9 protein-coding genes and 1 pseudogene are annotated in these 13236 nt (G+C 60.7%); 5 read left to right on the top strand and 5 right to left on the bottom strand.

Annotated features, from left to right (window positions below):
- Window positions 1-19 precede the first annotated feature (19 nt).
- Both GAL_RS06180 and GAL_RS06175 read right to left on the bottom strand, forming a co-directional pair.
- Window positions 20-628 (bottom strand): peroxidase-related enzyme, encoded by a 609-nt coding sequence (locus GAL_RS06180; protein WP_024096727.1) that lies wholly within the window; start codon window positions 626-628, stop codon window positions 20-22.
- A gap of 100 nt (window positions 629-728) precedes the next feature.
- Window positions 729-1802 (bottom strand): annotated as a pseudogene (locus tag GAL_RS06175) (pyridoxal phosphate-dependent decarboxylase family protein).
- A 581-nt stretch (window positions 1803-2383) separates the two neighbouring features.
- Here GAL_RS06175 and parE point away from each other — a divergent pair.
- From parE to GAL_RS06145, 5 genes are all read left to right on the top strand, one after another.
- Window positions 2384-4342, top strand: a complete 1959-nt coding sequence (gene parE / locus GAL_RS06170) for a DNA topoisomerase IV subunit B (protein ID WP_024096726.1) — start codon at window positions 2384-2386, stop codon at window positions 4340-4342.
- A 301-nt stretch (window positions 4343-4643) separates the two neighbouring features.
- Window positions 4644-5522, top strand: coding sequence for a TIR domain-containing protein (locus GAL_RS06160; RefSeq protein ID WP_145957937.1), 879 nt, complete (start codon window positions 4644-4646; stop codon window positions 5520-5522).
- Window positions 5523-5925: 403 nt separating this feature from the next.
- Window positions 5926-6678 carry a hypothetical protein gene (locus GAL_RS06155; protein ID WP_024096723.1) on the top strand — a complete coding sequence of 251 codons (753 nt, stop codon included), beginning with the start codon at window positions 5926-5928 and terminating at the stop codon, window positions 6676-6678.
- Between the two features lie 103 nt (window positions 6679-6781).
- Window positions 6782-8863 carry a molybdopterin-containing oxidoreductase family protein gene (locus tag GAL_RS06150; RefSeq protein ID WP_024096722.1) on the top strand — a complete coding sequence of 694 codons (2082 nt, stop codon included), beginning with the start codon at window positions 6782-6784 and terminating at the stop codon, window positions 8861-8863.
- 61 nt (window positions 8864-8924) lie between these two features.
- Window positions 8925-9611: a hypothetical protein gene (locus GAL_RS06145; RefSeq protein WP_024096721.1), complete on the top strand. Its 687-nt coding sequence runs from the start codon at window positions 8925-8927 to the stop codon at window positions 9609-9611.
- 10 nt (window positions 9612-9621) lie between these two features.
- Here the strand turns inward: GAL_RS06145 and GAL_RS06140 are convergent, their stop codons facing one another.
- The 3 genes from GAL_RS06140 to proS form a co-directional block, all read right to left on the bottom strand.
- Window positions 9622-10335, bottom strand: a complete 714-nt coding sequence (locus GAL_RS06140) for an ABC transporter ATP-binding protein (RefSeq protein WP_024096720.1) — start codon at window positions 10333-10335, stop codon at window positions 9622-9624.
- On the bottom strand, window positions 10328-11620 hold the full coding sequence (locus GAL_RS06135) for a lipoprotein-releasing ABC transporter permease subunit (protein WP_024096719.1): 1293 nt from the start codon (window positions 11618-11620) through the stop codon (window positions 10328-10330). The genes GAL_RS06140 and GAL_RS06135 overlap by 8 nt, the downstream gene beginning before the upstream one ends.
- Window positions 11621-11851: 231 nt before the next feature.
- Window positions 11852-13207 carry a proline--tRNA ligase gene (proS, locus tag GAL_RS06130; protein WP_024096718.1) on the bottom strand — a complete coding sequence of 452 codons (1356 nt, stop codon included), beginning with the start codon at window positions 13205-13207 and terminating at the stop codon, window positions 11852-11854.
- Window positions 13208-13236 lie beyond the last annotated feature (29 nt).

Below are 13236 nucleotides of genomic sequence, written 5' to 3'. Positions count from 1 at the left end.
GCCAGCAAACCAGACAGGCTCAGCTGTGACCCCAATCCTCCGGGTTCTCGCTGTTGTTGGGGCTCAACCCCAGCACATCACCCTTTGTCGAACAACCAAGCCCCAGCACGGTGCGATTGGCGTAGGAAAAATAAGCGGTGACCTGATTGATCTCCAGGATCTGCCCATCATCCAATCCGGCCGCACGCAGGGCGTTGATATCCGCCTCAATCACGGCAGCCGGCGCCTCAGTTAGTTTGCGCGCATAGACCATACCGGCCCGCTCCGCAGCCTCCAGAGGAGCCAACTGTGGGTTTCGCGCCTCAATTGCGGCGCGAATGGCCTCACCGCGTGGCGCGTCCCGCAGCAGACGCTGCAACCCGGCAAAGTGATGTTCAACGCAATAGCCGCAGTCATTCAGCGACGACACCCAGACGCCGAGCACCTCCAGATACCATTTTGGCAGGCTGTTGCCGCTGTGGTGCAGCACCGCCTTATAAAGCGCCATATGCCCTTCCATCGACTGCGGGCGCAGGCTGTGCATCATCATGATGTTATCGACATTACCGCCGGGTCCGGTCACCCGGTCATACAGCGTCTTCAGCTTGCCGGTTGCTGCGTCAAATGGAATGGTCTTGATCCAGGCCATGTGGCTCTCCCTGTTTGTCCGCCGCGCAGAGTAGCGGTTGCCTTCCGCGATGGAAGTGAAAAACCAGTGATCCTCTCGGTGATGTCTCTGGGCTCGGCCCCTAGACCCGCGCGGCCTCCCGCGCGACTGCGGCGATGGCGGCTTTCACATCCGCCGGGCGGCTGCGGTGGTTGGTGATGGCAGCGCGCAGCATCACACGACCGTCCATCCGTGTGGTGGAGAACACCGCCTCGCCGCTTTCCTGCAGGGTCTGGGCAATCTCCGCATTCACCTGCGATTGCGTCTCTGACGCCAGATCACTGCGCGCCGTAAACACGCAGACATTCGACACCACCGGCGCGCCAAGCGCCATCAGCGGCTGCGCCTCCACCCCTGCCGCCATCGCTGCGGCCAGCGCACAATTGCCGGAAATCGCCTCGCTGAATGCCGCCTCGCCATAGGTCTCCAGAGCCGTCCAGACCTTCAACGCCCGATTGCCCCGGCTGAGATCAATGCCGTAATCGCAGAACCACGGCTCGCCGCCTGCCAGCCCGCGCTCGGCCCCCTCCAGATAGGATGGCCGCGCGGCAAAGGCTGCCCGATGCTCATCCTCATTGCGCTACAGTGCCATGCCACAGTCATAGCCCACATACATCCACTTGTGAAAATCCAGCGCGATGCTGTCAGCCCGCCCGATCCCATCGGACAACGACCGGTACGGCTCATCCGCAATCCGTGTCCAGGCGCCAAACGCCCCATCCACATGCAGCCACAGCCCCAGCGCCGCCGCCGCATCCGCCAGCCCATCCAAGTCGTCAAAAAGCCCCAAATCCACCGAGCCGGCAGTGCCCACGACCAGAAACGGCAGCGCCCCCGCCGCCCTGTCCTCTGCCACCATCCGGACCAACGCGGCACAGTCCATCTGGCCGTCAACCAAAGGCACCTTGCGCAGATTGTTTGAGCCGATGCCCAGCAGTTCCACCGCCTTCAGGGTCGCATTATGCACTCCCTCGCCCGCATAGGCCGTCAGCCGCACCGCCCCCTGCCCGGTCTTGCGCAGATCCTTCATCACCCGCAACCGTGCTGCCTGACAGGCAATCACCGTCGCTTGCGAGGTGCCGGTGACCAGGATACCGCTGGCCCCATCCGGCATACCCATCTTACGACGGGTCCAGTCCACAACCGCGCGTTCCATGTAATTCGCACCGTGATCGCGCCCGCCCATATTGGCATTGACCGCCGCAGCAGCAACCGAACTGATCAGATCAGAGGCCAGTCCTGAACCCTGCACCCAGCCCCAGAACCGGGGGTGGATATTGCCGCCATGATAGGGCAGCACATCCGCGATGATGCGGTTCACTGCCTCCTGCGGCCCCTGCGCCTCGGCCCTGATGGCATAGCGCGCATCAATATCCTCCGGCACCGGCTGCCAGGGACGCTCCGCCGCCTGCTGCATCTGATCCAATGCGGCGTCCAGCATCCGCTGCGCCTGCGCCCGGAACGCCGCCCAATCCTGCGTCTTAATCCCCTTCTCAGCCACTGCCCGCTCCTCCTGCCTGCCGCTGGAGGAGGTGTAACCCGCAAGCCCCGACATCGCACGGAGAATATCGCCGCACCCGGATGACCGAAGGCGCGCTTCGATGGTTTGATGACTGCACGCCCTGCAATCAAACGCCCGCGCGCCTTATCCACAGCCCCTTGCGTGCCTCTTCCACCCGGCCCCAACACCTGCCATAATGCTCTTCAATCAACACCAAGGAAGAGCAGCTCCACCACATGGCCGACGACCTCCTCAGCACGCCCGCAGCCGAGACCTATGACGCTTCCTCCATTGAGGTTCTGGAAGGGCTCGAACCGGTCCGCCAGCGCCCCGGCATGTATATCGGCGGCACCGATGAGCGCGCGCTGCACCATATGGTGGCGGAAATCCTCGACAACTCCATGGACGAGGCGGTCGCAGGCCACGCCAACCGGATCGAGGTGACGCTGCACGCCGACTACGCCGTTACCATTTCCGACAACGGCCGCGGCATCCCGATTGATCCGCACCCGAAGTTCCCGGACAAATCCGCGTTGGAGGTGATCCTCTGCACCCTGCACGCGGGCGGCAAATTCTCCGGCAAAGCCTACCAGACCTCAGGCGGTCTGCACGGGGTTGGCTCCTCGGTCGTGAATGCGCTGTCGGATTCCATGGTGGTCCAGGTCGCCAAGAACAAGGAACTGTTCGAGCAGCGCTTCTCCCGTGGCTTGCCCCAGGGCCCGGTTGAGAAAATCGGCGCCGCCCCGAACAAGCGGGGCACCTTCGTCACCTTCCACGCGGATGAGCAGATTTTCGGCTCCCACCGCTTCAAGCCCAAGCGCCTGTTCACCCTCGTGCGCTCGAAGGCCTATCTGTTCTCTGGCGTTGAAATCCGCTGGAAATCGGAAATCGACGACGGTGAAACCCCGACTGAGGCCACCTTCCACTTCCCCGGCGGCCTCAAGGACTATCTGACGGAGGTGCTCGGCAAATCCTCCGTCTACGCCGATGCGCCCTTTGCCGGGAAGGTCGAGTTCCGCGAGAAATTCAACGCGCCGGGCTATGTCGAATGGGCGATCAACTGGACGCCATCCCGCGACGGCTTCACCCAGTCCTACTGTAACACCGTCCCGACGCCGGAGGGCGGCACCCATGTTGCGGGCTTCTGGTCTGCGATCCTCAAGGGGATCAAGGCCTACGGCGAGTTGGTCGGCAACAAGAAGGCAGGCCAGATCACCCGCGACGACCTGATGACCGGCGGCTGCGCGCTGGTCTCCTGCTTCATCGCCGACCCGGCCTTCGTCGGCCAGACCAAGGATCGCCTATCGACTGAGGCCGCCTCCAAAATGGTGGAAAACTCGGTCCGCGACCATTTCGACAACTGGCTGGCGGCAGATACCAAATCCGCGGGCGCCATCCTCGATTTCCTGATCCTGCGCGCCGAGGAACGCCTGCGCCGCAAGCAGGAGAAAGAGACCCAGCGCAAATCTGCCACCAAGAAACTGCGCCTGCCCGGCAAGCTCACGGATTGCACCGCCAAGAACCGCGCGGGCACCGAGCTGTTCATCGTCGAGGGCGACTCGGCCGGCGGCTCCGGCAAGGGCGCGCGCAACCGGGTCAATCAGGCGCTGCTGCCGCTGAAGGGCAAGATCCTGAACGTGCTGGGTGCGGCCTCCAACAAGCTCGGCTCAAACGCCGAAATCAACGACCTCTGCGAGGCGCTGGGGGTTGGCCTTGGCACCAAGTTCAACCTTGATGATCTGCGCTATGACAAGATCATCATCATGACCGATGCGGACGTCGATGGCGCCCATATCGCCTCGCTGCTGATGACCTTCTTCTTCACCCAGATGCGCCCGCTGATCGACGGCGGCCACCTGTATCTGGCCTGCCCGCCGCTGTTCCGCCTGACCCAAGGCGCAAAACGCGTCTACTGCCTGGACGAGGCAGAGCGCGACACATGGCTGGAGAAGGGTCTGGGCGGCAAGGGCAAGATTGATGTGAGCCGCTTCAAGGGTCTTGGCGAAATGGACGCCAAGGACCTGAAAGAGACCACAATGGACCCCGCCACCCGCAAGCTGATCCGCGTCACCATCGACGAAGACGAACCCGGCGAGACAGGTGATCTGGTCGAGCGCCTGATGGGCAAGAAACCCGAGCTCCGCTTCCAGTATATTCAGGAGAACGCGAAGTTCGTGGAGGAGCTGGATGTTTAGAGAATTGTAACATGGAATACTTAGAAATCATTTTACCGACACTCCTTCTTCTAATTGCCTTTGGCTACAAGAATGTAGTCGACAAAAGGTTTAAAATGGCAGACTTCATAGAACGCGCCCTAGAAGTCCCCGTCGAGATTGTATTTTTGTCCGCAAGCTTTCTTGTCGCATACACGCTCAAAGATATTAACAATCACGCCTTCGGACTCCTCTCACTTCTAATCGGAATTCTAATAACAACCCTGGTATACATTACCAGCAAAAGGTCACATGAAGCTTTCCTCAATGATGAGCTAGGCTCGTGCAAATTGTTTGCTGCTTGCAGCTTTTTGCCTTCGCTTTTCTCTTATTTCTTTTGCGTCAAACTACTGGTGGCATGATGATATCCGACGACCTCAGATACCTACTGGAGACCTCTGCAATTCAGGCCATTATTCAAGCTGTCGTCTTTACCGGAATGGCAGTACTCGTTCTCCGGGTGGCGTTTTCAAATTACATGAAAATAAAGGAAGTTCAGTATCTGAATGCTGAGCGCCGGGTGCGACTTGATGCACTGCGCTCAAGTAAAGAATCGCGAATTTATGATCTAGTAGATGAGATGACTAGCTCTGATAAACGCTGGAACGAAGCAAACCGCGTAGTACTCGACTCTGCTGCCAGCTTGAGAGACACAAAGCAGGAAATTACATCTTACGACTTCAATCGACCTATCAAGCCTACTAACTTCCTGCAAAAAATGGGCATTTCTGAAAGGGAAATAACCGTTGAGCCAGGCACCGTTTTCTACCTAACACCATTCCATGACGAATTTCAAAAAACATACGAATCAGTGCAAGAAGCCGCGAGTGACATAGGGCTCTCCTTGTCCCGCGGAGATGAAGAGTTTACCGACGGCCCTATAACACGCCACATTATTAAAAAGATATGCCGAGCACATTTTATTGTCGCAAACCTAGACGGAAGAAATCCAAACGTCTTCTACGAGCTCGGATTAGCCAACGCATTCGGAAAACCAATTGTGATGATTGCACACAGAAACACTAAAACACCGTTTGATGTTTCTGTTGACCGAACATTATTCTGGAACACTCGACGTGAACTACAAAACGAACTTACAAAACTACTCGCACGACTTGTAGTTTCTGACAACATCCCCAAAGAGAGTCGCGAGCCCACTTAACTTCAAAGATCTTGGATCCCATTTAGTATTGTAAAATACTCTCACCAGAGGCATCCACCAATAGGTCTGTGCCCTCCCCATTGCCGGAGGCAAACCTACGGTTTGACGGGGAGGTCGGGCGCAGACCGGGCCGCAAGCGACCCGGTCAGGGAATAAACTGCAACCGTCACTTTCCAAAACACATGCAGGACACAGGCGTCGTCGCCTGACACCCAGCGCCGACGACACGGCCACACGATCAAACTGGCCCGCTGGCGCACTGGCCCCTGAAAGACAGCCACTGGACAGAGCCGACGCTCCCGCCTAGCCAAACCGGCGCGCCGGTGACACCTCTGTGAGCCATATTGCCGCCTCCGCCCGCAGTTTCTAGGGTTGCGCCAGTACAACAGGCCGGAGCCGACCCATGATGACCATTGCCGACAATCAACTGCTGCTGATCCTGATGTGTTTTGGCATCGGCAGTCTCGGCACCGCGCTGCTGTTTCGCCATCCCGCCGGACACCGCGTCTGGCGGCTGGCGGATCTGGGCTGGGTGGTCCTTGGCGGCATCGGCGCGCTGGTCGCTGTGCTGGCGGGCATTTACAAGGCCGACACCGGGCGGCTGGAACGCCAGATCGACATTGCCTATGCCGCCACCGCCGCCTTTGACCGCGACGCGGCGCGGTTTCGCCTGCGCTTCTGCGATCCGGCCTATGACAGCGATATCGCCGTTCTGTGCGAGAAGATCGAGTTCCTCTCCGCCTCCACCGCCGGCAATGCCGAACTGCCCCTGTTCATCGCCGTCACCGATCAGGTCACCCCGCTGCAGGGTCTACAGCTGATCTTTGGCCGCGCCGAAAACACCAGCGAGATGATGGAGATGGCCGCCAAGGCGGACGCGTTTGATCCCGCTGCCTTCACCGTCTTTACTGCTCTGGATACCCCGACCGAGGCCGCTGTTGAGAACCTGCGCCGCAAGGTGCCGACCATTGCGGGCGATTTTCTGATCCTGGCGCGCGCCTATGATGCGCTGATTGAGCAGATCAGCCAGCTCAAAAGCGAATGGGAGTATCTTCAGGCCAATGCGCATATTCTGATCTTGCAGATCCTTGCGCTCTGCATGGTGGCCTTTGCCGCGCCGTTCCGCTTGGGTAAATCCGTGGTCGATCTGCGTTAGACGTCTTGGCCTTATCAAATTCTCCTCATCTGGCCATTTATACAAGGTCACATGGACCGCTAGGCTAGGCGCAACAGACATTTTCAGAGTTGCGAGTCCAGCCATGCGTGACAATCCTCCGTCCGACAGTAAATCCTCCGATACCCCAACCACCCAGCACCCCAGCGTTTGCCCGCTGGATTGCCCAGACACCTGTAGCCTGAGCGTCAGCGTGACTGAGGATCAGATCACTGCGGTGCGCGGATCGCGCGCCAACCCGCTGACCGATGCGGTGATCTGCAACAAGGTGGTGCGCAGTTTTGCCGGATTTGTGCATGGCCCCAACCGCCTGACCCAGCCCCTGCGCCGCACTGGCCCACGCGGCAGCGACAGCTATGAGCCGATCAGCTGGGAGACCGCGCTGGATCTGATCCACGCAGGTATCATGCGCGCCATCACCGCACATGGTCCTCAGTCGGTGCTGCCTTTCAACTACGCTGGCCCCCATGGGGAGCTGGCGGGTGGCTCGATGGACCGGCGGTTTTTCTACCGCATGGGCGCCACCCGGCTGAACCGAGGACCGCTCTGTGGCGGGGTGCGTGGTGGTGCCTATGAGAGCCTCTTTGGTCCCGCCCCCGGCATGCCGCCGCAACAGGTGGTGCAGTCCGATCTGGTACTGGTCTGGGGCAACAATGTCACCGTCTCCAACCTGCATATGGCACCGCTGCTGAAACGGGCACGGGCCAAGGGCGCGCGGCTGGTGGTGATCGACCCCAAGCGCACCAAGATTGCCGAACACTGCGACCTGCATCTGCAACCGGTGCCCGGTACCGACGTGGTGCTGGCCATGGCACTTGCAGCCGAGCTGGAGCGGCGCGACGCGCTGGACCATGAGTTTATCGCCCAATGGACCACAGGGTCCGCGCAATACCTAGACGCCGCGCGCAGCTATACCCCCGATCAGGTGGCGGAGGTCTGCGGCATCCCGCTGGCGCAGTTCCACCAGCTCGCCGATTGGATCGCAGCGGCGCGCAACATGTCCACCTCCCTTGGCAACGGTATCGAACGGGGCCGCTCCGGCGGGTCCGGCCTGCGCGCTGCGATGGCGCTTCAGGCGCTGACCGGTCACCATGGGCGCTTGGGGGCTGGTGTCCTCGCCAAACCCGGCCTTGCCGCCCCAAAAACGCCTGACCGCCTGCAGGCGAGCCACCTGATTGACCCGGATACACGCGTCTTCAACATCGTTGATGTGGCGCGCAAACTGCTGGACCGGAACATGCGCATCCCGGTGAAGGCGGTGATGATCTACAACCACAACCCGGTCGCCACTCACCCCGATCAGGCGCGGCTGATTGAGGCGCTGAGTCAGGAAGATCTCTTCATCGCGGGCAGCGATGTGGCCATGACCGATTCTATGCGGATGTCTGACGTCATCCTGCCCGCCGCCAGCCACTTCGAATATGACGACATCTATGGCGCCTACGGCCAGAACTACATCCAGCGCGCCGCCCCGGTGATCCCGCTGGTGGGCGATAGCCTGCCCAATACCGAGATTTTCCGCCGTCTGGCCGCACGCTTTGGCTATGAGGATCCGCTGTTTCAGGCCAGCGACGCCGAGCTGATGGATCAGGCGCTGGACGGTGATCACCCCCAGCTCCAGGGCCACCGCCCCAGTGAGATCCCGCTGGACCGGGCGCTGGAGATCACCGCCCCTGAGCGGGCCGCGCCGATCCTGTGTGACACCATCGCGCCAGCCACTGCATCGGGCAAGATTGAGCTGTTCAGCGAAGACTACGAGGCCCGCTATGGCTTTGGTGTGCCGCGCTATGACCCGGTGCCGCGCAGCGCGCCCTTCGTGCTGATCACCCCCTCCTCCGCCAAGCGGACCAATGCGACCTTCGGTGATCAGCCGCCCTCTGACGGGGCCGAACTGGTTGAGATGCACCCTGAGGACGCCGCCAGCCGCAATCTCAGCGACGGTGAACTGCTGGAGCTGTTCAATGATCAGGCCGTTGTGACCCTGCGACTGAAGATCAGCGATGCCACCCGCCCCGGTGTGCTCTACAGCCCCAAGGGCACATGGCGCGCCAGCAGTGCCACCGGCTTCACTGTGAATGCGCTGATCCCCGCAGACATCCGCACGGACACTGAGGATGGCGCCTGCTATAACGAAACCTTCGTGGACCTGCGCCCGGCTGCCAGCTGACCCGCGCAGATCTCCGCAAAACCGGTTCCCACCCTGACATAACTTGCTCTAGGGTGGGACCATGTTCGCGCGTCTCTGCCTCCTTGTCGGCTGTCTTGCTCTCCTGTCCTGCGGGCGCCCGCTGTCAGAGGGAGAGCAGCAGTTTCTAAGCCGCATTCACGGGTCGGAACTGGATATGGACCGTCTACGCATCGTCAAGGGCGCGCCGCTCTCCCAGGTTACATTCCGCCGCAAACCACGCCCGCGTGTCACCTGCCGCGAACGTATTCTGCCCCCGGTGAAGGAGGAGATCGTCACCTCCTCGCCGGCTGCCCTTGCGCTGTTCAACCGCATCTTCTTTGTACGGGACTGGTATATCGACGACTATATGCCCGCCTACCCGGACCGGCTTTATCTGGTGGAGGCGATGCTGCTTGCGCATGAGGCCACCCATGTCTGGCAATGGCAGCAACGCGCCAAGACCGGGTATCACCCCTTGCGCGCCGCCGCCGAACATCGCGCCAGCGACGACCCTTATCTGTTTGAACTGGCCGGCAATGATCGCTTCATCGACTTTGGCTACGAACAGCAGGGCGCCATCGTGGAGGAATATGTCTGCTGCCGCGCGCTGGACCCCACCGGCGCGCGCACAGAACGGCTGCACCAGATGCTGAAGGGAGCGATGCCAGTGTCCGACCTGCCGCAAAGCCGCGAAAGCGACGTCTACCTGCCGTGGAAAGAGGCCGAACTGCGCGGTATCTGCGCCTGAGCGGCGCCCGTCACATCCCGGTATGGAGCATCCCACCCTCAAGCCGGACCACCCGGTCCATGCGCTCTGCCAGCTCCAGATTATGGGTGGCAATCAGGGCCGCCATGCCAGTCGCGGCAACAAGGTCCATCAGCGCGGCAAAGACCTGATCTGCCGTGCCCGGATCCAGATTGCCCGTCGGCTCATCCGCCAACAAAAGACGCGGCCCATTGGCCAGCGCCCGGCAAAACGCCACCCGCTGCTGCTCGCCGCCCGACATGGCCGCAGGGCGATGCCCCGCACGCTCCGACAGCCCCACCCGCGCCAGCAGATCCCGCGCGCGGGCCTCTGCCTTGGTCTGGCTGATGCCATTGGCCAGCTGCGGCAGGACGATGTTTTCCAGCGCGGTGAATTCTGCCAGCAAATGATGAAACTGGTAGACAAATCCCACATCCTGCCGCCGCACCGCTGTGCGCCGCCGCTCTGACGTGCCGGTCAGATCCTGACCCGCAATCCGTACGGTGCCGCGATCGGGCGTGTCCAGCAGGCCTGCTGTATGCAGCAGGGTCGATTTGCCCGCACCAGAGGGCGCGACCAGCGCCACGATCTCCCCCGGCTTCACCGTCAGATCAATGCCGCTCAGCACATCCACCTGCGTTGGCAGGCCATGATTGTAGGATTTGCCAACCTGGCTCAACTGCAACACCGCAGATTGCGCGCCTGCTTGCATGTCTGGATTATTCATAACGCAGCGCCTCCACCGGGTTCATCCGCGCCGCGCGCCGTGCCGGGAAAATGGTGATGACAAAAGACAGCGTCAGCGACAGCGCCACCGCCGACAACACATCCGCGAGCCGCAGCTCCGCCGGCAGTGCATAGATGCCCCGGATCGCCGGATCCCAGACCCCGCCACCCATCACAAAATTCACAAAGGAAAAAATCGGATCGATATAAATCGCAAAGAGACAGCCAAGGATCACCCCCAAGAGGGTGCCGACAACGCCCGTACAGGCCCCGCAGAGGAAAAACACCCGCATTACCGAGCCTTCGCTGAGGCCAATGGTGCGCAGGATGCCAATGTCGCGGCCCTTGTTCTTCACCAGCATGATCAGGCCAGAGACGATATTCATCGTGGCAATCAACACCAGGATCGACAGGATGATGAACATGACATTGTCCTCGACCTCTAGCGCGCGCAGGAAGCCACCCGACGCATCGCGCCAGGTCCAGACCCCAACATTGGAGGCCACCGCATCACCTGCCTGCAACAGCGGCAAGACCATGCGCTCCACGGTTTCGGGATCCTCGACCATCACCTCAACCTCATCGGCGAAGCCTTCGCGGTTGAAATAGCTCTGCGCCTCGGCAAAGGGCATATAAAGCCGGGTCCGGTCGATGTCATAGCGCCCGGCGGTGAAGATATAGACCACCTCATAAGCGTTGACGCGCGGGCTGGTGCCAAAGGCGGTCTTAACCCCATCGGGTGAGATCAGCTTGATCCGGTCCCCCACCTGCACGCCCAGCTCACGCGCCACGCCGGACCCCAGCGCCACACCCTCGTCAAACCGCGACAGATCCCCAATCGCCGTTTCGCTCTGGGCGATGCCCGGCAGCGTGGCGATATTTGCGGCTGAGATGCCAAAGACCTCAACCCCGGCGCTGCGCTGGCGCAGGCTCGCCATCACCTGTCCCTTCACCAAGGGCGCCGCACGGATCACACCGGGCACCGCTGCGGCGGCCTCGGCCAGGGCATCGTACTCTGTCAGCTTGCGGTCGATCCGCCCCTGATCGGTGACCGTGCCGTGGGAATACAGCGTCACATGCGCATTGGCCCCAAGAATGGTGCCGACAAATTCAGACCGGAACCCGGTGCGCACCGCAAGGGTCGCGATCAGCGCAAACACCGCCAGCGCAATGCCAATCAGGCTGATCCAGGTCATCACACTGACGCCCCCTTCGGCACGGCGTGCACGGAGATAGCGCCAAGCAATCAGCCATTCGAAACGGGAAAACGGGAGTGGTGTGGCCATGCTGGTCCTGCCCAAAAAATTTGCCTGCAACCTGTGCTTTGCGGCGCACGGGGTCAAGGTGTGGTGTCAGATCTGTTCGATAATCCGCTCGTTCCATCACTCAGCGCGCTACACCGGCATCAAAACTCTTGGGTGACGTACCGCGATATGATGTCACCGCTCCATGAGAGCACATGAAAAACCCCGCCAGCGGTCGCCGACGGGGTTATTTTTTCAGAACGGCACGCCGTTTCAGAAGCCGCGACCGGTCTGGTGGTTCGCGTAGATCTCCACAATCTTCTGCACCGCTGCCTCAGGCGACAGTTCCTCGCTTTCGCCACTGCGACGGGAGGTGAGTTCGACCACACCGTTTTTCAGCCCACGCGGGCCCACGGTGATGCGCCAGGGCAGGCCAATCAGGTCCATGGTGGCGAATTTGCCGCCTGCCCGTTCCTTGCGGTCATCATAGAGCGGCTCAAACCCGACAGCTGTCAGCGCCTGATAGAGGCTCTCGCAGGCGGCATCCGCTTCGTCATCTCCCTGTTTCAGGTTGACGATCCCGCAGTGGAACGGCGTCACGCCTTCGGGCCAGATGATGCCCTTGTCGTCATGGCTGGCTTCGATGATCGCACCCAGCAGGCGGGACACGCCGATCCCGTGTGACCCCATATGGACCGGCGACTGCTTGCCATCTGGGCCTTGCACATTGGCGCCCAGCGCTTCGGAATATTTGGTCCCGAAGTAGAAAATCTGGCCAACCTCGATACCGCGAGCGACGCGACGACGGGCCTCTGGCACCTCATTGAACAGCGCCTCGTCATGGGTCTCATCGGTGCGGGCATATTTGGAGGTGAACTCCTCCAGCACGCCCTGACATTGTTCGACACTGTCGTAATCGATCTCACGATCCCCGAAGGTGAGGTCGGTGACAGCGCTGTCATAGAAAACCTCACTCTCGCCAGTGTCGGCAAGCACTAGGAATTCATGGGTATAGTCGCCGCCAATAGGTCCGCCATCAGCGCGCATCGGAATCGCCTGTAGCCCCATCCGCTCATAGCTGCGCAGATAGCTGACCAGATGCCGGTTATAGGCGTGCAGCGCGTCCTCTTTGGTGAGGTCGAAGTTATAGCCATCCTTCATGTAGAATTCGCGGCCGCGCATAACGCCGAAGCGCGGGCGGATCTCGTCGCGGAATTTCCACTGAATGTGATAGAGCGTCAGCGGCAGGTCTTTGTAGCTGCCCACATGGCTGCGGAAAATATCGGTGATCAGCTCTTCATTGGTGGGACCATAGAGCATATCGCGACCATGACGATCAGATATCCGCAGCATTTCCTGACCGTAGTCGTCATAGCGACCGGATTCTTTCCACAGATCCGCCGATTGCAGCGTCGGCATCAGCATCGGGATATGGCCCGCACGCATCTGCTCTTCATGAACGATGGTTTCGATCTTTTTCAGCACCTTGAAGCCCAAAGGCAGCCAGGAATAGATCCCGGCGGCGGATTGTTTGATCATGCCGGCCCGCAGCATATAGCGGTGGCTGACGATCTGGGCCTCGGAGGGGTTCTCTTTGAGGACAGGCAGGAAATAGCGGGACAGGCGCATGGCGGTCTCATTTATCAATCTGGGTTCTC

The sequence above is a fragment of the Phaeobacter gallaeciensis DSM 26640 genome, from assembly GCF_000511385.1.
Taxonomy (GTDB): Bacteria; Pseudomonadota; Alphaproteobacteria; order Rhodobacterales; family Rhodobacteraceae; genus Phaeobacter; species Phaeobacter gallaeciensis.
This window is presented reverse-complemented; position numbering and strand designations above follow the sequence as displayed.